Source organism: Providencia sp. M-27 (assembly GCF_011077905.1).
Taxonomy (GTDB): Bacteria; Pseudomonadota; Gammaproteobacteria; order Enterobacterales; family Enterobacteriaceae; genus Providencia; species Providencia huaxiensis.
This window is the reverse complement of the sequence record NZ_JAALBT010000006.1, coordinates 1-21469: the sequence shown is the minus strand read 5'-3', so window position 1 is coordinate 21469 and position 21469 is coordinate 1. Positions and strand designations below refer to the sequence as shown.

Genomic DNA, 21469 nt, shown 5'->3' with positions numbered 1-21469 from the left:
TATTTCAAATGGATAAAATGCAAAATACATCAGATGTCGATTATCATGCACTCAATGCGATGTTGAATTTATATGATAACGAAGGCCGTATTCAATTTGATAAAGACAAAGAAGCGGCTCACCACTATTTTCGACAGCATGTGAACCAGAACACCGTATTTTTCCATGATTTAAAAGAAAAATTAGACTTTTTAGTACAAGAAAATTATTACGAAAATAGTGTATTAGAACAATATAACTTTGAATTTATAAAAGCATTATTTAAACAGGCATACGCTCACAAATTCCGTTTTCAAACATTCCTAGGTGCCTTTAAATATTACACTAGCTATACACTGAAAACTTTTGATGGCAAACGCTATCTCGAACGCTATGAAGATCGCGTCTGTATGGTTGCCTTAACACTTGCACAAGGGAATGAGTCCCTCGCTAGATTATATGTTGATGAAATCATTACAGGGCGTTTTCAACCCGCCACTCCCACTTTTCTTAACTGCGGTAAAAAACAACGCGGTGAGCTAATTTCTTGTTTTCTTTTAAGAATCGAAGACAACATGGAATCCATTGGCCGCTCAGTAAATTCAGCTTTGCAGTTATCCAAACGAGGGGGCGGTGTCGCCTTTCTGATGACTAACTTACGGGAGCAAGGCGCCCCAATAAAATTGATTGAAAACCAATCCTCTGGGGTTGTTCCTGTCATGAAAATGTTAGAAGATGCATTTTCTTATGCCAACCAACTCGGTGCTAGGCAAGGCGCTGGCGCAGTCTATTTGAACGCTCATCACCCTGATATTATGCGTTTTCTTGACACTAAGCGTGAAAATGCAGATGAAAAAATACGGATTAAAACACTTTCTTTAGGGGTCGTGATCCCTGATATCACTTTCCAACTAGCGAAAGATAACCAGGACATGTATTTGTTCTCTCCTTATGATATTGAGCGCATCTATGGTGTCCCTATGTCTGAGATTAGTGTTACAGACAAATACCATGAAATGGTCAATAACAAAGCGATAAAAAAATACAAAATTAATGCTCGGGAATTTTTCCAAACTTTAGCTGAGATCCAGTTTGAATCTGGATATCCGTATATTTTATTTGAAGATACGGCTAACCGAGCTAATCCTATCGCAGGGCGTATTAATATGAGCAATCTGTGCTCAGAAATACTGCAAGTTAATCGCCCTAGTCTTTATGAAGACGATTTAAGCTATCAACAAATTGGTAAAGATATTAGCTGTAATTTAGGCTCCATGAATATCGCTAAAACGATGGACTCACCGAATTTCGCTCAATCAATAGCTGCTGCCGTTAGAGCACTGAGCGCGGTCTCAGATATGAGTGATATTCGTTCTGTCCCTTCCATTGCTGAAGGTAACCGGCAATCACATGCGATTGGATTAGGGCAAATGAATTTACATGGCTACCTAGCAAGAGAGCATATCTATTACGGCTCAGAAGAAGCGCTCGATTTCACCAATATCTATTTTTATACGGTCACCTATTACGCATTAAAAACGTCAAACCAATTAGCCATTGAAAGAAAAACTGCATTTGTTGGTTTTGAACATTCAACTTATGCCTCTGGTGATTATTTTGATAAATATATCAACAATATTTGGCTACCAAAAACACAAACCGTTCAGGAATTATTCCGACGTTCGGGTATCGAAATTCCAACTCGTGAAGATTGGCAAGCCTTAAAGCAGTCTGTCATTACCTATGGGATTTATAACCAGAACTTGCAAGCGATCCCGCCTACAGGGTCTATCTCTTACATCAATAATTCAACATCAAGCATCCACCCCATTGTTTCACGAATTGAGATTCGTAAAGAAGGTAAAATTGGCCGTGTTTACTATCCAGCTCCTTTTATGACGAATGAAAACTTAGAATATTACCAAGATGCTTACCAAATCGGTTCTGAAAAAATTATTGATACTTATGCCATGGCAACTCAGCACGTTGACCAAGGTTTATCTTTGACTCTCTTTTTTAAAGATGATGCCACCACACGAGATATTAACCGAGCGCAAATATATGCCTGGCGAAAAGGAATCAAGACATTGTATTACATCCGATTACGCCAAACTGCCCTCGAAGGAACAGAGGTCGAAGGCTGCGTATCTTGCACTTTGTAATAGGAAAATATTTATGACCACCAGCACATCTAACACACCAGTAAAAGCCATTAACTGGAACCGCATTCAGGATGATAAAGACTTAGAAGTATGGAACCGATTAACCAGTAACTTTTGGCTTCCAGAAAAAGTGCCATTATCTAATGATATTCCTTCTTGGAATACCCTAACTGCTGCAGAGAAACAGCTAACGATACGCGTATTTACCGGCCTCACGCTACTAGATACCATTCAAAATACGGTTGGTGCGCCTTGTTTAATGCCAGATGCTCAAACACCTCATGAAGAAGCGGTTTTATCAAATATTAGCTTTATGGAAGCCGTACATGCACGCTCTTATAGCTCAATATTTTCAACACTTTGCTCTACGACTGATGTCGATGATGCATACCGCTGGAGTGAAGAAAACATTGCATTACAAAATAAAGCGAAGATCATCCTATCTTACTATTGTGATTCACACCCTTTAAAGAAAAAGGTCGCTAGCGTCTTTTTAGAATCATTTCTATTTTATTCAGGTTTCTATTTACCAATGTATTGGTCAAGTAGAGGGAAGCTAACTAATACCGCCGATCTTATACGTTTAATTATTCGTGATGAAGCTATACATGGCTATTATATTGGTTATAAATTCCAAAAATCATTAACACAATACGATGAAAATGCTCAAAAAGAAATTAAGGATTTCACATTTTCATTATTATTCGATTTATATGAAAATGAAGTGAAATATACCCAAGAACTTTATGACACAGTTGGTTGGTCAGAAGATGTCAAAAAGTTCCTTCATTACAATGCAAATAAAGCATTAATGAACTTAGGTTATGAAGCCTTATTTCCAGATACTGTCACCGATGTGAGTGCCGCGATATTATCGGCATTATCTCCTGATGCAAATGAAAATCATGATTTCTTTTCAGGCTCAGGTTCATCTTATATTATTGGTAAAGCAGTCAGTACCGAAGATGATGACTGGGACTTTTAACTAAATCGTTAATTTAGTTTATCAATAGAAACAGCTCACAATAAAAATCATACCATGATGAATTATAACAAAATTATTTGTCATGGTATTTTTTGGCTCAACAAACGAACAATTAGGTTCGTTTTTTATATGTATATCTGTTCAATTATTCATTTTTAATGAGTTAATCTGGCCTTATTTCTAAATTCAATCAAGTTTCACTTTATTTTATATAAATTTAATTAATGCATTCACTGTTAATTTCTTTTTTTTCACCCATCAATCCAGCATCTGTTTCACCTAAAAATAGAACAGAGCATGTAATCCCCACATTGATAAATTAAAAGTAAATTATTTTTAAATAAATTCAATCTCACCAGCGAGTTAACACTAACATGAATATTATAGAGGTTATTAGTATATAGCTTAGATATCGATTTTATTTACACTAATAAAATCATTATTCCTCTCTAATTTTTTGATTAATTATACTTAACCTAGGGTTGTCAGCTGATTTTATTATGCTAGGGTTTATTGCTTGCAAATTTTACTAATAACTCAAACGGAGGAATTTAAATTTAATCCATAATTAACTAGCCCATTAAACTAAATATAGGAATCTCTGCCCTAATAATTTTCAAAGGATAATCATAGTTAGGAAGCATAGTTAGGAAACATAGTGTTAACTATCACTATAGAATTCATCACATTCAATATAGGTAATTTATCTTCCATGTTGATTGAAAATTGGGTAAATAATATATGGCAATAAAATTACAAGTTAAAAATTTATATAAAATATTTGGGGATAATCCTGATCAAGCATTTAAGCTATTAGAATCAGGTATGAATAAAGATGATATCTTTGAAAAAACAGGCCTTACCGTAGGTGTTCAAGATGTTAATCTGACGATTGAAGAAGGCGAAATCTTTGTTGTCATGGGACTTTCTGGCTCAGGGAAATCGACCTTGGTGCGCCTCCTCAATCGCCTGATAGAACCAACTAGCGGGCAAGTCATGATAGACGGAGAAGATATTTCCAATATCTCTGACAAAGCACTGCGCGAAGTTAGGCGAACAAAAATTAGTATGGTGTTTCAATCCTTTGCGTTGATGCCACATATGAACGTCATCGATAACACCGCTTTTGGCATGGAACTTTCTGGTATCCCAAAAGAAGAGCGCCATAAGAAAGCCATGAATGCGCTTGAGCAAGTTAACCTTGAAAAATGGGCAAATTCATATCCAGATGAGCTATCTGGCGGGATGCGCCAACGTATCGGGTTAGCCAGAGCACTCGCCAATGACCCAGATATTCTGTTAATGGATGAAGCATTCTCAGCCCTCGACCCACTAATTCGTACAGAAATGCAAGATGAACTGCTCTCCTTGCAAGGGGACAAACAACGCACGATTGTCTTTATTTCCCATGATCTTGATGAAGCCATGAGAATTGGTGACCGCATTGCCATTATGCAAGGAGGCGTTGTCGTTCAAGTCGGCACACCTGATGAGATACTCAATAACCCTGCGAATGACTACGTTAAGACCTTTTTCCGCGGTGTGAATATCAGCCAAGTTTTCAGTGCTAAGGACATCGCACGCAGACGACCAAATGCACTATTGCACATCGCACCGGGTTTTGGTCCTCGCTCCGCGCTAAAAGTCCTTAACGATGAAGATCGCTATCACGGTTATTTAATCTCTCGAGGACATACCTTTGCCGGTGTGGTTTCTGTTGAATCCTTAGAAAAAGCGCTTCATGAAAAAGCAGGTATTGAAGCCGCAATTTTAACTGATATCGAACCAATTCAAGGTGATACATCCTTAAATGAAGTTATTTCTACAGTAGCACAGGCCCCTTGCGCCGTTCCGGTTATTAACGAAAAAAACCGGTATTTGGGCGTGATTTCAAAAGGAATGCTGTTACAAGCGCTGGATAAGGAGACACCAAATGAGTAAGCAAAATCAAGAAACAACCACTAACCAGCAAGATCCATGGGCTGACACTGAAGTCACTGATACACCAACACAAGGTACTGAAAATATACCAGCTGATGACCCATGGGCAGCGACAAGCTCTAGCGAGATAAATACGTCTGCGGATGATCCTTGGGGCAATGCATCAGACACAACAACACCTGCTGATACCAGTTCGAGTGATTGGCTTGATGCCGCCCCAACAGATAGCATCATACCCGACCAGTTTAATATTATGGATCCCTTCCAGCACACGCTGATCCCCCTTGATTCATGGGTTGCACATGCAATTGACTGGGTTGTCCTCAACTTTCGTCCTGTATTCCAAGGAATACGTGCTCCTATTGATTTCATTTTGAGTGGGTTTGAACAATTTCTTACCTCACTCCCGTCCCCCGTTGCCATTATCATTTTCGCGTTACTCGCTTGGCAATTAGCGGGACGTGCAATGGGTGTGGCCACATTTATTTCGATGATAGCCATCGGAGCAATTGGGGCTTGGTCGGAAGCCATGGTGACACTCTCTCTGGTCCTCACGTCTTTACTATTTTGTATTGTGATAGGACTACCGCTAGGTATTTGGCTAGCGCGTAGTGATAGAGCGGCTAAAGTTATTCGCCCATTACTTGATGCGATGCAAACCACACCCGCATTCGTCTATTTAGTCCCGATTGTTATGTTATTTGGTATCGGTAATGTACCTGGTGTCGTCGTCACCATAATATTTGCTCTACCGCCAATCATTCGTTTGACCATTTTAGGGATCAAACAAGTCCCAGCTGACTTAATTGAAGCCGCTGAATCATTCGGTGCAAGTCCCCGCCAAATGCTATTTAAAGTGCAATTGCCATTGGCGATGCCAACTATTATGGCCGGGGTAAACCAAACCTTGATGTTAGCGCTGTCGATGGTTGTTATCGCATCAATGATCGCCGTCGGGGGCTTAGGCCAAATGGTCTTACGGGGTATTGGTCGCCTTGATATGGGTCTCGCGTCTGTCGGAGGGGTCGGTATTGTTATTCTAGCTATCATTTTAGACCGTTTCACCCAATCTTTGGGGCAAGATACGCGCGGCAAAACATCATGTCGTTGGTATCAAAAAGGCCCTATTGGGTTAGTTATGCGCCCATTTTGTAAAAAAAACCATTAATCAAAATATCCTCCATTCACCTGAGTGCCATTCACGTGGCACCTAACTTGGCTCTTAACTATAAAGCCAAGCTCGCTGCGAAAAAACAGAGGGAACAATATAATGAAACATAAAATCATTCTTGCATCTGCACTAACAGCCATATTTACCGTCCCATTAGCAAGTGCGGACGACCTTCCGGGCAAAGGGATAAAAATTAACCCTGTACAAAGTACGATCAGTGAGGAAACGTTCCAAACACTGATTGTGGCGAAAGCCCTTGAAGAGCTCGGCTATGATGTTCAGCCTATCAAAGAGGTCGACTATAACGTGGCTTACGCATCTATTGCGAACGGTGATGCGACTTACTTAGCCACCAGCTGGGTTCCTTTACATAATGCGCAATATGACGCCGCTGGCGGTGATAATGTGTTCTATCGTCAAGGCAACTATGTTGTCAATGCGGCTCAAGGCTACCTTATCGACAAAAAAACGGCTGAGAAATACAACATTACCAATGTTGAACAACTCAAAGACCCTAAAATTGCTAAACTCTTCGATTCAAATGGTAATGGTAAAGCGGATTTAACGGGATGTAACCCAGGTTGGGGCTGTGAAGCTGCTATTAATAACCATTTAAAAGCTTATGACCTAGAAAAAACCGTCGACCATAACCAAGGTAACTACGCCGCGATGATGGCGGATACCATTACCCGATATAAAGAAGGTAAGCCTATTTTATATTATACGTGGACGCCTTACTGGATAAGTGATGTCCTCAAGCCGGGTCGTGACGTGGTCTGGTTAGAAGTGCCATTCTCATCAATGCCAAATGGTGAAAAAACAGATACAGCATTACCTAACGGAAAAAACTATGGTTTCCCACCAAATACCATGCATATTGTCGCCAATAAAAAATGGGCAGCGGATAACCCTGCTGCAGCAAAATTATTTGAAGTAATGAAGCTGCCTATTGCCGATATTAATGCGCAGAATTTAAGAATGCATAACGGTGAGGCATCACAATCAGACATTCAGCGCCATACAAATGCTTGGATCAAAGCTCACCAATCCACTTTTGACGGTTGGGTAAAGGAAGCGCAAGCAGCCGCTAAGTAAGAACAAACAACCCGATTATAACCTTAGCCACCCTAACCGGTGGCTTTTTTGCATCAATGACAAAAAGAAATAAACCAAGGTAATAAATTTTGTTTATAGTAGTCGCCTAGCTAATAATAGGTAATCCTCATGAAACAGACCCAAACTGCAGAGCTAACAACAGGCCTCACTATTTTAATGGCCATTGCCACAGGTCTCGTCGTTGCCAGTAATTACTATGCTCAACCGCTTTTAGACACCATTGCGGGGCAGTTTAATTTAACCACTAATATGGCTGGGTTTATTGTCACCGCGGCCCAACTGGGCTATGCGGCAGGTTTACTTTTTTTAGTCCCGCTGGGAGATTTGTTTGAACGCAAGCGTTTAATTTTAACCATGACCTTTCTTTCGGCATTAGGGTTATTAATTACAGCGCTTTCAAATAATATTTGGCAAATCCTTTTAGGCACTGCCCTGACAGGGCTATTTTCGGTTGTTGCACAAGTCCTGATCCCACTCGCTGCATCTATTGCTAAACCACATAAACGCGGTAAAGCGGTGGGGATGATCATGAGTGGGCTATTACTGGGAATTCTACTTGCAAGAACGGTTTCAGGCGCTGTTGCTATGGTCGGTGGCTGGCGCGCTATCTATTGGGTGGCTTTTGCATTATTAATGCTGTTAATGATTGTTCTAGCAATTAAACTCCCTCGTTACCATCAAAAAACCAACTTAAACTATTTTCAGCTTATTTGCTCTATTGGCCGACTATTTTTTGGGACCCCAGTGCTTGCGGTACGAGCTTCCCTAGGTGCATTATCATTTGCCAACTTTGGTTTATTATGGACCGCAATGGCTTTTTTGTTAGCCAGCCCGCCATTCAATTACTCCGAAGGGACTATTGGCTTATTTGGCTTAGTCGGTGCCGCAGGCGCACTGATGGCCTCCCAAGCAGGGCATCTTGTCGATAAAGGTAAAGGAAAAATCATCACAACAATCGGATTGGTTTTATTACTATTGTCCTGGATCCCCATCGGTTTAGCTAAATATTCTCTCGTCGCGTTTATCATCGGGATTTTGGTGCTAGACCTTGCGGTGCAAGCCGTTCATGTCACGAGCCAGAGTACGTTATATCGTATATTACCTGAAGCGCGTAATCGCCTAACGGCCGGCTATATGACGAGTTATTTCATAGGTGGAGCACTCGGTTCCCTGCTTTCAGGTTATGCCTATGAACATGCAGGTTGGGAAGGCGTAGCAGTTGCAGGAGCAATTTTGACGACCCTAAGTTTAATCATTTGGGCTATTGGCATTCGTTTTGATCCCATCATCACCATAACTGATGACTAGTTATTACTCATACTGGCATCAATGCATTTTGAGAGAACGATTTTTGAGGTCTCATAAATAGATAAAAAATCATAATACATTGAAGTTATGTGCCTCAATCTTATCTACCAATATGTTGAAGTAGTAGACCGTTTATCATAGAACCAATAGTTATCAACTGTAATAATAAACAAAGTAAATATTAGTGAATGACACAGTTAAACAAATACAATGACTCTTTAAGAAGGTAGTATAACTGTTAAAATCTCAAATTACTGTTACGTCAAATAATGTTTTAATTATACAAAAATAGGTAGTTATACTTATGATATAAGTGTATCTATCTAAGTTGTAATTATTGGGTAACAAAAAAAATGGTATTGAGTTAATGTCATGTGATTATATATTGTTTCATATGATTGAAATTAGCCTTTAATTAAGTGTTGAATTGGTTATTTCGCAACCAAAAGTGACACTATCAGTATAAAATAGTTAGTACGCTATACTAAAATAGGTAAATTACATTCATAAAATTTATGAATCATGTATCATTATCAAAATAAAATCGGCGATATTAATTAAGTACAATTGCTAATTCTATCTTTTAATATACCATTTAGATGGTTGATGACAGTTGTAATCTTACCAACTGAAACTAATAAGGTATCCCAATAATGGAAAGTTCATTTACACCTACTGAAGAGTTACTCAATACTCGTGTAGAACAGCAAGATTCACGTGAAAGCCCTATTCCGTATCAAGAAATTCTCCTAACACGCCTATGCATGCATGTTCATGGGAAATTACTTGAAGCGCGAAATAATATGTTAAGGTCCCAAGGTATTAATGAAACACTATTTATGGCGCTCATGATCCTTGATACAAAAGACTCCCGCAGTATTCAGCCATCTGAACTCAGTGCTGCCCTTGGTTCCTCACGAACCAATGCGACACGCATTGCAGATGAACTGGAAAAAAATGGTTGGATTGAACGCAAAGAGAGTCACAATGATAGACGTTGCCTTCATCTACACCTCACAGAAAAAGGGACTGAATTTTTAAATGGTCTATTACCACCTCAGCACAGCGCATTAATTGATATTTGGTCTGTTTTAGATATTGATGAAAAACAACAACTTAATACGCTAATGCGTAAATTACTGACAAAACTGGATACTATAAAAGATTGACCATAACTTTTGTAAGGTTAATGTATTTGAGCCATTCTTAAGCTCAACGGTGAAAAAAAACTTTTCAGCCAATAATATATCATTATCCTTTCACCCTTATGCTTTACGATATCCCATCAAACAGCAAAATCATTTGTAGTCTCAGTTTCCAGTGGTTAACACCTAACTACTGGAAACAACCGTGATCCTTATCCATAGAAATGGAGAAATACGAGTATGAGTTCCCCTGAGGAAATGCAACAAACGCAAACTCCCCAACGAAATAAAAAAAGACAACGCAAAAGTGCGCTTATCTTTTTGACACTATTATTTATTATTATAGGCGTTGGCTGGGCGGTCTACTGGTATCTCGTTCTTCGCCACTATGAGTCAACAGACAACGCTTATGTCGCAGGAAATCAAGTACAAATACAATCCCAAGTTTCCGGGAGCGTCATGACGGTCAATGTGGATAATACCGATTTTGTGACAAGTGGCACCGTTTTGGTTGAACTCGACCCACGTGATGCAGAGCTAACTCTAGATAAAGCAAAAACAGAATTAGCAAACAGCGTCCGTCAGACCCGCCAGCACATGGTTAATAGCCGCCAGCTCCAAGCCAATATTCAGGTAAAACGTTCTGAATTAAACCGCTTACAGAATGATTTAAAACGTCGAGAAGTGTTAGGCAGCAGCCATGTTATTGGTAAAGAAGAACTGCAGCACGCTAGAGAAGCCGTTGTCAGTGCTAAAGCGGCATTAGACGTGGCAATAGAACAATATAATGCGAATCAAGCCATCGTTCTAAATACCTCAATTGAAAAACAGCCAGCTGTAGAGCAAGCAGCGACCCAAGTTAGAAATGCTTGGCTGACTTTACAACGAACGAAAATTGTCAGCCCTGTTGATGGCTATGTTTCTCGTCGCAGTGTACAAGTAGGCTCACAAATCACCCCTTCAACACCGTTAATGGCTATTGTCCCTTCCGAGGGGATGTGGATTGATGCGAACTTTAAAGAAACACAACTTGCAGATATGCGTATCGGCCAGCCAGCGAAGGTCACGACTGACTTTTACGGTAAAGATATCGTATTCAGCGGCACTGTTGTGGGACTTGATATGGGAACAGGTAGCGCATTCTCTTTATTACCTGCACAAAATGCCAGTGGTAACTGGATCAAAGTAGTCCAGCGCCTTCCTGTGCGCATTTCCTTAGATAAAACTCAGCTTGAAGAGCATCCACTACGTATCGGTTTATCCACCGAAGTAACAGTTGATACGTTAGATAAAAACGGCAAAGTGCTTTCTAAAGGGATGCGTGATACACCAGCTTACCATACCGCTGCATTAGCTGTGGATATGTCTCCTGCAGACAAAATAGTTACTGAGATAATTAATAATAACCTAGGAAATCAATAGGTGGAGGTGCAATCGTGACGACAGCACCTTTAACGGGATCAAAACTCGCCTGGATGACGATTGCCCTTTCGTTGGCAACATTTATGCAAGTTCTTGATTCCACAATTGCTAACGTAGCTATTCCAACCATTGCTGGAAACTTAGGGGCATCCAACTCACAAGGGACATGGGTAATAACCTCTTTCGGTGTTGCCAATGCCATCTCCATCCCTGTCACTGGTTGGCTAGCGCGTAGGATTGGTGAAGTCAGGCTATTTTTATGGTCTACAGGCTTATTCGCTTTAACTTCATGGCTGTGCGGTATTTCTGGCAGCTTAGAAATGCTGATCTTATTCCGTGTTTTACAAGGTTTAGTTGCAGGGCCGCTCATTCCTTTGTCTCAAAGCTTGCTGCTTAATAATTATCCTCCCGCCAAACGCAACATGGCCCTCGCCCTTTGGTCAATGACTATCGTTATTGCTCCTATTTGCGGACCGATTCTTGGTGGTTATATTAGTGATAACTACCATTGGGGCTGGATATTCTTTATCAATGTGCCATTTAGTATTGCGATTATTTTTGCCATCATGCGTACCTTAAAAGGCCGTGAAACTAAAATATCCATTCAGCGTATTGATACTATTGGTTTGGTACTATTGGTTGTCGGTATTGGTGCTTTACAAATCATGCTTGACCAAGGCAAAGAGTTGGATTGGTTTAACTCGACTGAAATTATCGTCCTAACCGTTATTGCCGTTGTCGCAATTGCCTTTTTAATTGTTTGGGAGCTCACAGACGACCATCCTGTCATCGACTTGTCCCTGTTTAAAGAACGCAATTTTACCATTGGCTGTTTGTCCTTAAGTCTCGCTTACATGCTCTATTTTGGGACGATTGTCTTACTGCCGCAATTGCTGCAAGAGGTTTATGGCTATACGGCGACCTGGGCTGGGCTAGCCTCTGCTCCTGTAGGGTTATTACCGCTACTGATTACGCCAATTATAGGGCGCTTTGGTAACCGAATTGATATGCGTTACTTAGTTACATTCAGCTTTATTATCTATGCCGTTTGTTACTATTGGCGTGCTTATACTTTCGAACCTGGAATGAGTTTTGCCGAAGCCGCATGGCCGCAATTTGTGCAGGGCTTAGCTATCGCTTGTTTCTTTATGCCTTTGACAACCATTACATTATCTGGCCTACCACCAGAAAAAATGGCCTCTGCATCTAGTTTGTCCAACTTTACTCGAACCTTAGCTGGAGCAATTGGGACATCGATTACCACAACTATGTGGACCCAAAGAGAGTCAATGCACCATGAAAACCTTGCTGAGTTTGTTAACCCATACAACCCAAATGCCCAACAGATGTACAGTGAGCTGGCGAAAATTGGCATGAATGAGCAGCAAAGTGCAGCCTACCTTGCTAAAACCATTACTGACCAAGGGCTGATTATGTCAGCCAATGAGATATTTTGGCTCTCAGCTGGAATTTTTATCCTACTGATGGTGATTGTCTGGTTCGCTAAGCCACCATTTGGGGCGGGGTCAAAAGACGGTGGCGCTCATTAATGAGCCCATCCCACTAAGTCGTCTTGATGACAGATATCAAAAAGCCATACATAGCAGGAAACACATCCTTTTATGTATGGCTTTAGATATCTTATAACGGAAAAGTATTATTTAACTTGGTTTTGTTGCCACCACTGCGCCAACATAATTCCCGTTGCAACAGACACGTTCAAGCTTTCCACTTTACCTGTTCCACCGATATACAGGCTCATATCACCTTGGTCCCACGTGCTATCACTTAAACCATCACTTTCTTGGCCTAAAACTAATACCATTTTGGCAGGTAACTTCGCTTTTGCGAGATCTTGGCTGCCTTTATGGCTGGAAGTCGTCACAATGGTATAACCCGCTTTGCGGAATTTATCCAAAGTATCCGTTAACCCATCGGCATCAATCGCTTTAATGTGCTCAGCACCACCTTCTGCGGTACGAATTGCCGCACCAGACTCCAGCATGCCAGCATCCTGCAAAATCACACCTTTGATACCAAAGTGCGCACAACTACGCATAATACCGCCCAGATTATGTGGATTTCCCACATCTTCCAGAGCTAAGACGCAGTCATTACCTGTCGCTTGCTGCAAGTAAGCATCTGCACTCATACCACCGCGTTTTTTGATGATAAAACAGACGCCACCATGATGTTCAGTTCCCGATGCTTTCGATAACTCTTCGTCATCGACAACATGGTAAGCCTTGCGATTTGCAGCCATCCATTTTAGCGCATCACGAAAACGCGGCGTGACAGATTGCAAGAACCACGCGCGAACAATCGCATCAGGGCGGTTTTTAAACATGGCTTGGCATGCATTCTCACCATAGATACGGGTTTCTTCTTGGCGCTGCTTACGCAACTGTTCCGGGTCAATTTGACTCTTACCAACAATTCCGCCATGGTCATTCGCTAACTCTTCGCTATCTGGCTTAGAAACAGTGCGCCAAGGTGAACGCTCACGAGGTGCATCATTACGGTTATCGGAGCGACGACCTTCACGACCGCCTTCAGGGCGATTTGAGCGACCACCACGATCTTGGCGAGCACCATCTCGTCTATCGCCACCACGTTTGTCATTACCACGCCTATCGTCACGGCCACCGCCTCGGCGTTTATCATTACCTGTATTGTTGTCCTGCTCTTCACTGCGGACATACATCACTTTTACTTTGCCGTTTTTACCACTAAAATCATTCGAGTCGTTCATCACTATCCCCTACTAAGCTATGGCGCGAAGATTACATGATGTTGCATGGCTACGCTACCGATTCACTCTATTATCTCATCTAAAAGTTATTGAATATACTTCTATCGTATAGAAATCGTTTTGCGTACAATATGCGCCTTCATTTTAGGCCTAAAAATATAACTCAACATGACTCCGAATGCCGTTTATCACCTGCGTCAACAGCGCCTCGCATTATCGACTAAACCGTTTAAAGCGCGGGGCTGCCGAGTAAAACGTTGCCAATATTGCTTGTTACCTATTCCACAGTGCCTGTGCCAAGACACCGTATCGTCACAAGCAAAAAGCCAATTCTGCTTAATTATGTTTGATGGCGAAGTATTCAAGCCAAGTAATACAGGAAAATTGATTGCGGATGTTTTACCCGACACTTTGGCCTTTCAATGGTCAAGAACAGAGCCTGATGCGCAACTACTGGCGGCATTGCAAGACACTACAAGGCAACCTTACCTTATTTTTCCAGAAAGCTACGCTCAAAATGAACGTGTCGTGGTCAATGAACCTACTTTGTCGGATAAACCCGCTTTATTTATTTTACTCGATGGGACCTGGCCAGAAGCACGTAAAATGTTTCGTAAAAGTCCTTATCTTAATGATATTCCAATGCTTTCAATTAATACCAAAGCAAGAACGGATTATTTACTACGTACGCCATCAAGGGAAGAACAACATTGTACCGCTGAGGTAGCTGCTACCGTTTTAGAACTAGCGGGAGATTTAAACGCGTCAAAACAACTATTTAGCCATTTCAATCTTTTCCGTCAAAAATATCTTGAAGGAAAACCACATCACCCTATTGCACAGAAGCTACTTACCGAATCCCACCTCTAACTATTTATTGGTACTGTTTTCCGCTTTCTTTTCGAGCCCAGTACCATTAAATGACAACTTTTAGATCGTCGTGCTAATAAAACGTGAACGTGCTTGTATAAATTAATTAAACTCACTAGATAAACTAGCGCAATCGCAAAGATAAGGCATAGTATTCATAAGTATTACTCAGCCAATTTTTATCTATTGGACGCTTATCTCGTTCAGCAAAGCAAAGGGTTATCAACCATGGGTTTAGTCAGTCAGTTAGAATCTTTATTCCGGCCAAAGTCTATCGTTGTCATTGGCGCATCTGAAAATCCGGGCCGTGCAGGTTCGGTTATGATGAAAAACCTGCTTACCAGTGGCTTTAAAGGCCCTATTCTGCCTGTTAACCCAAACCGAGACTCTGTCCTTGGCGTGCTTGCCTATCCGTCTATAGATAAATTACCGCTCAAACCTGACCTTGCCGTTATCTGCACTCATTACTCACGTAATATCACCTGTTTACAGCAATTAGGGGAAGCAGGCTGTAAGGTGGTGATTATTTTATCGTCCCCTTCAATTCAGTTTAATGAATTAAAAAAAGTCGCACAGCAATATCAAATTCGCTTATTAGGCCCGAATAGCCTAGGTTTTTTAGCCCCTTGGCAGGGATTGAATGCGAGTTTTTCACCAATTCCAATCTTAAAAGGAAAACTCGCTTTTATCTCTCAATCTGCTGCGGTATCAAATACCGTTCTGGATTGGGCAAGGCACCGAGACATCGGTTTTTCTTATTTTATTGCCTTGGGTGATAGCATCGATATTGATATTGACGATTTACTCGATTATTTAGCGCGTGACAGCAAAACCAGTGCCATTTTGTTGTACCTCGAAAGCATTAGTGATGCACGACGCTTCTTATCGTCATCTCGCAGCGCCTCACGCAATAAACCTATATTGGTGATAAAAAGCGGTCGAACCCGTAAAGCACAAGAGCTTCTGGGCGATAAACCGAGCCTAGATGCCGCTTATGACGCTGCTATCCAGCGTGCAGGGCTACTTCGCGTGCAGGATACTCACGAAATGTTTTCTGCGGTTGAAACATTAAGCTATATGACGCCATTACGTGGTGAGCGTCTTTCAATCATGAGCAATGGCTCTGCCCCTGCCGCGATGGCGCTAGACGAACTTCTCTTGCGTAGTGGCAAACTTGCAACGTTAAGTGTTGAAACAGAAAATGAATTAAGTTCACTGCTACCACTTGATTTATCGACGAAAAACCCGATTGACCTAGGGGATGACTCCACCGTTGAGCGCTATATCAATGTATTGAACAAAATGCTCGACAGCCACGACCATGACGCTTTATTGCTTATCCACACACCCAGTGCGATAACTGAAAGCAAAACCATGGCAGAAAAAATCATTAAAACCATAAAGCAACATCCACGCGGAAAATGGCTAACTATCTTAACCAACTGGTGTGGAGAATATTCATCTCAAGAATCTCGTCGCCTATTTAGTGAAGCGGGGATCCCAACCTACCGTACTCCAGAAGGGGCAATAACCGCTTACATGCATATGGTGGAATATCGCCGTAACCAAAAACAATTAAAAGAAACGCCAGCCCTTCCAGTAGGTATCACCGCTAATACACAACAGGCTCATGAATATATTCAGCAAGCATTGGAAAATAATAAGTTGCACCTAGATACGCATGAAGTTCAACCTATTTTAAAAGCCTACGGGTTAAATAGTTTACCCACATGGATAGCGCACTCTAGCAATGAAGCCATTGAAATTGCAGAAAAAATTGGTTACCCCGTTGCTTTAAAACTGCGTTCTCCTGATATTGTACACAAGTCAGAAGTACAAGGGGTCATGCTCTATTTGCGCAATGCTAAAGAAGTAGAAGATGCCGCCAAAGCGATTATGGAGCGTGTTTCAACAAATTTCCCTAATGCACGAATTGAAGGGCTATTAGTCCAAAGTATGGCTAATCGAGCAGGTGCCCAAGAACTCAGAATTGCTGTTGAGCTAGACCCTGTTTTTGGTCCTCTCATCATGCTAGGAGAAGGTGGTATTGAGTGGCAACAAGAGAGCCAAGCTGCCGTCGCTCTTCCACCATTAAATATGGCTTTAGCTCGCTACCTCGTTATTAATGCTATCAAAAGTTATAAAATCAAATCTCGAAGCGCTTTAGAACCCTTAAATATTATAGGGCTGTCAGCTTTATTAGTGCGAGTTTCAAATTTAATTATAGATTGCCCAAATATTACAAGGTTAGACATCCACCCATTGCTCGCTTCAGGAGATGAATTTACTTTACTTGATGTCTCAATGACATTAAGCCCAACAGATGATGCGACCACATCAAGGCTAGCGATCCGCCCTTACCCTAGTGAACTAGAAGAAACAATCCATTTAAAAGAAGATCTTACGTGCTTGCTACGTCCGATCCTTCCTGAAGATGAACCGTTGCTAAAATCCTTTATAGAACAAGTGACAAAAGAGGATCTTTATTATCGCTATTTTAGCGAGATCAGCGAATTCACACACGATGACCTCGCCAATATGACACAAATTGATTATGACCGAGAAATGGCTTTCGTTGCGGTAAAAAACCCAAATACTACGCCTGAAATTATTGGCGTCACGCGAGCAATGGCTGATCCTGATAACCAAGAAGCCGAATTTGCAGTACTGGTTCGCTCCGATATGAAGGGGCAAACGCTCGGTTATCAACTCATGCAAAAGCTACTTAACTATACTCGGAGCCACGGCATTAAAAAACTAACAGCAATAACCATGCCTGAAAACCGTAATATGATAAGCCTAGCGAAAAAACTGGGCTTTGAGATTGACGTTCAATTTGAAGACGGAGTCGTTAATCTGACACTTCACTTATAGAAATATCTAAGGACACGGCTTAACTTGTATAGTAATTAAACAAGTCGTCAATTTATACTAAATGGTTTAGCTAAATATGCTATCATCCATAGATCATTCGCTTAAAAATGTGCGCAAAGCGAGTTGCTATTAGACTAATAAGAGAAAATTTACACTGTGATGTTGTCAAAATTAAAACAAGCAAAACATCAACAATATTTGTTAAGTTTACCAAAACTCTCTCAAGAAGTTGCTGATGTAAAAACGCTATATAAGACAGAAGATTTTCGTGATGAACTGCTTAAGCAAATCTCTCAAGCTCAAAATACTATCTACATAACGGCTTTGTATTTAGAGAAAGACGATGCAGGCAAAGACGTACTTCATGCTCTATATGCTGCAAAACAAGCTAATACATCATTGGATATCAAAATTCTCGTAGACTGGCACCGTGCTCAACGAGGGCGTATAGGAGTTGCTGCAAATGCAACTAATGCCGATTGGTATTATGATGTTGCTCAGCATTACCCTGATATCGAAATTCCTATCTATGGTATTCCTGTCAATACACGGGAAGCCCTTGGTGTACTACACCTCAAAGGCTTTTTATTTGATGATACCTTGCTATATAGCGGAGCGAGTATTAATGACGTGTATTTACAACGTCATGATAGATACCGTTATGACAGATACCACCTGATTAAAAATGGGCAACTCACTGCATCAATGAAAAAATTTATTGATGCATCATTATTGCCTGCCGAAGCGGTTCATTTGCTCAATACTGAAACTCGTCCTAAAACAGCAGAGTTTAAGCATTTAATCAAACAATTTCGCTTAAGCTTAAGGGGCGCTTCTTACCAATTTACAGGAAATGCATCAAATGACGCATTATCGGTTACCCCTTTTGTCGGGCTTGGTAAGAAAAATGATTTAAACCGAGTCATCACCCACTTAATGGGCTCGACCAGTAATAAATTAACTATCTGTACACCTTATTTTAATCTGCCCGCAGTTTTAGTCCGAATCATCAACAGGTTACTGCGTGATGGTAAAGAGGTCGAAATTATCATTGGTGACAAAACCGCCAATGATTTTTATATCCCCCCCGAAGAACCATTTAAAATTATAGGTGCATTGCCCTATCTTTACGAAATCAATCTACGTCGCTTTGTCAGCCGCTTACAACGCTTTATTGACAGCCAACAATTAACAGTTAGGCTCTGGAAAGATGGCGATAATACCTATCACTTAAAAGGTATGTGGGTTGATAATCAGTGGCAGTTGATCACCGGTAATAACTTAAACCCTCGCGCATGGGGCTTAGATCTTGAAAATGCAGTATTAATTCACGATCCAAAACAACAATTGCAAGAGCAACGTAGCCACGAACTAGCGTGTATCCGAACGCATACAAAAGTTGTTAGCCATTATCGTGAACTAGACAGCATTCAAACCTATCCAGTTAAAGTGAAGAAATTAATCCGAAGACTACGTCGAATACGAGTCGACCGCTTAATTAGCCGCATTCTTTAGATTTTAAACAATAAGCGTCACACCAGTGGCGCTTTTATTTTGCTACTTTAATTTTCTAGGTATCCCAGCAAATATGTCCAAGTCACTAATCATTAGCTTATTTATGCTCGTTTTGACAGGATGTCAGGGTTTCCATTGGGCTAATGATAATTGGCAAGGCAAAGATAAAGCTCAGCATTTTGCATTTTCAGCGGCTATGGCTGCAGCTGGCAATGCTTATGCAGATAAACAAAACATACAACACCGTGATGCGGCCATATTCGGTATTCTGTTTTCAGTATCTCTTGGCACAGCAAAAGAGCTTTATGATAGCAGGCCTGCGGGCACCGGTTGGAGTTGGCATGATTTTGTCTATGATGTAGCAGGGTCAATAGCGGGTTACAGTTTATATCAGTCCTTAAAATGACCCGCCTTCTTTTCCCTATCTTTTAAATTCCTATTTTCAATATTTCGCTCACCATCGAAGTATCTATAAATTAAATCCTTATAGTTGAGCTTTATACACTAAGGAGTATTTTATGATTGCCGTCATTTTTGAAGCCACCCCAATACCTGCGCAAAAAGACCGTTATTTCGAATTGGCAGCCAAACTTAAATCTGAACTTATGAATATTGAAGGGTTCATTGCTGTCGAGCGTTTTCAATCTGTCACAACGGAAGGAAAAATCCTCTCACTTTCATGGTGGGAAACAGAGGAAGCTATAAAAAAATGGAAAAACCATTTCATGCATATCAATGCGCAAGTTGAAGGGCAACAAGCCATTTTTTCCCATTATCGAATTCGAATTGCTCATACACTAAAGGATTACTCATTCAATAAAGAGGATAGCTCTGATGTATGACATTCATGTTATTCTTGAAAATCAAGTAGGTGCTCTAGCTCTGTTAGCAACAACATTAGGGAAACATGGTGTTGGTCTTGAAGGCGGTGGCGTTTTTTCTATCGGAGGAAAAAGCCACACTCACTTTCTTGTTACCCAGCCAGAAAAAGCGCGTAGTGCCTTAGCAACTGTGGGTTTACAGATTGAAAGTACTATACAACCGGTTATCCGCAAATTGAAACAAGAGCGTCCAGGTGAACTCGGCGAAATTGTTTCTCAACTCGCACTTCACCAAATTAATATCTTAGTTCAATATAGCGACCATAATAATAGGCTAATATTAATAACAGACAATGATATGTTAGCCGCTGAAGTGACGAAACAATGGGAAAGCCAACCATGATACCCAGCAAAAATAGCATTCTCATTGAAGAAAAAGAACCATTAGAACAATCCATCGCAAAAGTTGCTTCTGCAATTGCTGATCCTTCAAGGGTCAGCATTTTGTGTGCATTAATGGATGGCAGAGCATGGACAGCAACAGAATTAAGCGCAGTTGCAGACATAGCGCCATCAACAACAAGTGCACATCTAGCTAAGCTTTTAAATAGCCACTTAATTAGTTGTCTATCTCAAGGAAGGCACCGCTATTATCGACTTGCAGGCTCAGACATTGCCGAATTATTAGAAACATTAATGGGGGTATCTATGAAATTGGAGTATACCCTCCCAATAACAACGCCTATACATCTACGAAAAGCACGCACCTGCTATGACCACTTGGCAGGAGAAATTGCTGTTAAAATATATGAATTTATGGATAAAAATGGCTGGTTTATGGCTAAAGAGAATAAATTATCCATAATTGGTGCCGAGCAATTCAAAAAATTGGGGATAGATATTGTTCCTCATACAAAACGGAAAATAGCATGTGCTTGTTTAGATTGGAGTGAAAGACGTATGCACTTAGGAGGGCTCGCAGGATCATTACTGCTACAATTCTTTGAAGAAAACAAATGGATAGATAAAACAAAAGGCTATAGAGACGTTACTTTTACTTCCAATGGCAAGAAAGCCTTAAAGCGTATATTTGATATTAATATAGCTTAAATTCTCCCCCCAAATAGTGAACAGTTACTTTCTATCCTAAAACGATTTAGTAATATACTTGTAGAACCAATTAAAGCAGACGTAAGACTGTGTTTTCCTCAAATAACGCTTCAAGCCACCTATTATGGCTCATTATCCATAAAACCCAATAATATTAATAATATAAAAAAGCCCCGTGATTTTCATCACGGGGCTTTGATAAGTGGCGGAACGGACGGGACTCGAACCCGCGACCCCCTGCGTGACAGGCAGGTATTCTAACCAACTGAACTACCGCTCCACTTATTCTTTTTGCCTC

The 21469-nt window shown here is 40.8% G+C and carries 17 protein-coding genes and 1 tRNA gene; 16 read left to right on the top strand and 2 right to left on the bottom strand.

Translation table 11 applies throughout. The features are described from left to right. Window positions 1-8 precede the first annotated feature (8 nt). The 9 genes from nrdE (at window position 9) to emrB (ending at window position 12779) form a co-directional block, all read left to right on the top strand. The gene (gene nrdE, locus G6Q48_RS10215; protein ID WP_166266271.1) at window positions 9-2141 is read left to right on the top strand and encodes a class 1b ribonucleoside-diphosphate reductase subunit alpha; all 2133 of its coding nucleotides are present in this window, start codon (window positions 9-11) and stop codon (window positions 2139-2141) included. Window positions 2142-2154: 13 nt separating this feature from the next. Beyond that, the gene (gene nrdF / locus G6Q48_RS10210; protein ID WP_166266268.1) at window positions 2155-3126 is read left to right on the top strand and encodes a class 1b ribonucleoside-diphosphate reductase subunit beta; all 972 of its coding nucleotides are present in this window, start codon (window positions 2155-2157) and stop codon (window positions 3124-3126) included. 741 nt (window positions 3127-3867) lie between these two features. After that, window positions 3868-5067 carry a glycine betaine/L-proline ABC transporter ATP-binding protein ProV gene (gene proV, locus G6Q48_RS10205; protein ID WP_166266266.1) on the top strand — a complete coding sequence of 400 codons (1200 nt, stop codon included), beginning with the start codon at window positions 3868-3870 and terminating at the stop codon, window positions 5065-5067. Beyond that, window positions 5060-6235 carry a glycine betaine/L-proline ABC transporter permease ProW gene (gene proW, locus G6Q48_RS10200; RefSeq protein WP_242685801.1) on the top strand — a complete coding sequence of 392 codons (1176 nt, stop codon included), beginning with the start codon at window positions 5060-5062 and terminating at the stop codon, window positions 6233-6235. Before proV ends, proW begins: the two co-directional genes overlap by 8 nt. A gap of 102 nt (window positions 6236-6337) precedes the next feature. Then, window positions 6338-7333 carry a glycine betaine/L-proline ABC transporter substrate-binding protein ProX gene (proX, locus tag G6Q48_RS10195; protein WP_102138282.1) on the top strand — a complete coding sequence of 332 codons (996 nt, stop codon included), beginning with the start codon at window positions 6338-6340 and terminating at the stop codon, window positions 7331-7333. Window positions 7334-7462: 129 nt separating this feature from the next. Next, on the top strand, window positions 7463-8662 hold the full coding sequence (locus G6Q48_RS10190; RefSeq protein ID WP_166266263.1) for an MFS transporter: 1200 nt from the start codon (window positions 7463-7465) through the stop codon (window positions 8660-8662). Between the two features lie 653 nt (window positions 8663-9315). Beyond that, complete coding sequence (gene mprA, locus G6Q48_RS10185; RefSeq protein ID WP_166266260.1) at window positions 9316-9831, top strand: transcriptional repressor MprA; 516 nt, start codon at window positions 9316-9318, stop codon at window positions 9829-9831. 216 nt (window positions 9832-10047) lie between these two features. Beyond that, window positions 10048-11229: a multidrug efflux MFS transporter periplasmic adaptor subunit EmrA gene (gene emrA, locus G6Q48_RS10180; protein ID WP_102138279.1), complete on the top strand. Its 1182-nt coding sequence runs from the start codon at window positions 10048-10050 to the stop codon at window positions 11227-11229. A gap of 14 nt (window positions 11230-11243) precedes the next feature. Continuing rightward, window positions 11244-12779: a multidrug efflux MFS transporter permease subunit EmrB gene (emrB, locus tag G6Q48_RS10175; RefSeq protein WP_166266257.1), complete on the top strand. Its 1536-nt coding sequence runs from the start codon at window positions 11244-11246 to the stop codon at window positions 12777-12779. Window positions 12780-12886: 107 nt separating this feature from the next. Here emrB and G6Q48_RS10170 read toward each other — a convergent pair whose 3' ends face one another. Next, complete coding sequence (locus G6Q48_RS10170; protein ID WP_166266254.1) at window positions 12887-13981, bottom strand: tRNA/rRNA methyltransferase; 1095 nt, start codon at window positions 13979-13981, stop codon at window positions 12887-12889. 168 nt (window positions 13982-14149) lie between these two features. On the opposite strand from G6Q48_RS10170, the gene G6Q48_RS10165 reads away from it, so the two are divergent. The 7 genes from G6Q48_RS10165 to G6Q48_RS10135 all read left to right on the top strand — a co-directional run bounded on the left by G6Q48_RS10165 (window position 14150) and on the right by G6Q48_RS10135 (window position 21171). Continuing rightward, complete coding sequence (locus tag G6Q48_RS10165) at window positions 14150-14851, top strand: tRNA-uridine aminocarboxypropyltransferase (protein WP_102138276.1); 702 nt, start codon at window positions 14150-14152, stop codon at window positions 14849-14851. Between the two features lie 228 nt (window positions 14852-15079). After that, window positions 15080-17725: a bifunctional acetate--CoA ligase family protein/GNAT family N-acetyltransferase gene (locus G6Q48_RS10160; protein ID WP_166266251.1), complete on the top strand. Its 2646-nt coding sequence runs from the start codon at window positions 15080-15082 to the stop codon at window positions 17723-17725. A 159-nt stretch (window positions 17726-17884) separates the two neighbouring features. After that, window positions 17885-19240, top strand: coding sequence for a CDP-diacylglycerol--serine O-phosphatidyltransferase (gene pssA / locus G6Q48_RS10155; protein ID WP_102138274.1), 1356 nt, complete (start codon window positions 17885-17887; stop codon window positions 19238-19240). Window positions 19241-19313: 73 nt separating this feature from the next. Further along, window positions 19314-19646, top strand: coding sequence for a YfiM family lipoprotein (locus G6Q48_RS10150; protein WP_166266248.1), 333 nt, complete (start codon window positions 19314-19316; stop codon window positions 19644-19646). A 112-nt stretch (window positions 19647-19758) separates the two neighbouring features. Further along, window positions 19759-20082: an antibiotic biosynthesis monooxygenase family protein gene (locus G6Q48_RS10145; protein ID WP_166266245.1), complete on the top strand. Its 324-nt coding sequence runs from the start codon at window positions 19759-19761 to the stop codon at window positions 20080-20082. Next, complete coding sequence (locus tag G6Q48_RS10140) at window positions 20075-20464, top strand: amino acid-binding protein (protein WP_166266242.1); 390 nt, start codon at window positions 20075-20077, stop codon at window positions 20462-20464. Before G6Q48_RS10145 ends, G6Q48_RS10140 begins: the two co-directional genes overlap by 8 nt. Beyond that, entirely contained in the window at window positions 20446-21171 is a 726-nt protein-coding gene (locus tag G6Q48_RS10135) for an ArsR/SmtB family transcription factor (protein WP_231068684.1), read from the top strand. The genes G6Q48_RS10140 and G6Q48_RS10135 overlap by 19 nt, the downstream gene beginning before the upstream one ends. Window positions 21172-21374: 203 nt before the next feature. On the opposite strand, the gene G6Q48_RS10130 is transcribed toward G6Q48_RS10135, so the two are convergent. Next, window positions 21375-21451 (bottom strand) — tRNA-Asp (locus G6Q48_RS10130). Window positions 21452-21469: the final 18 nt, after the last annotated feature.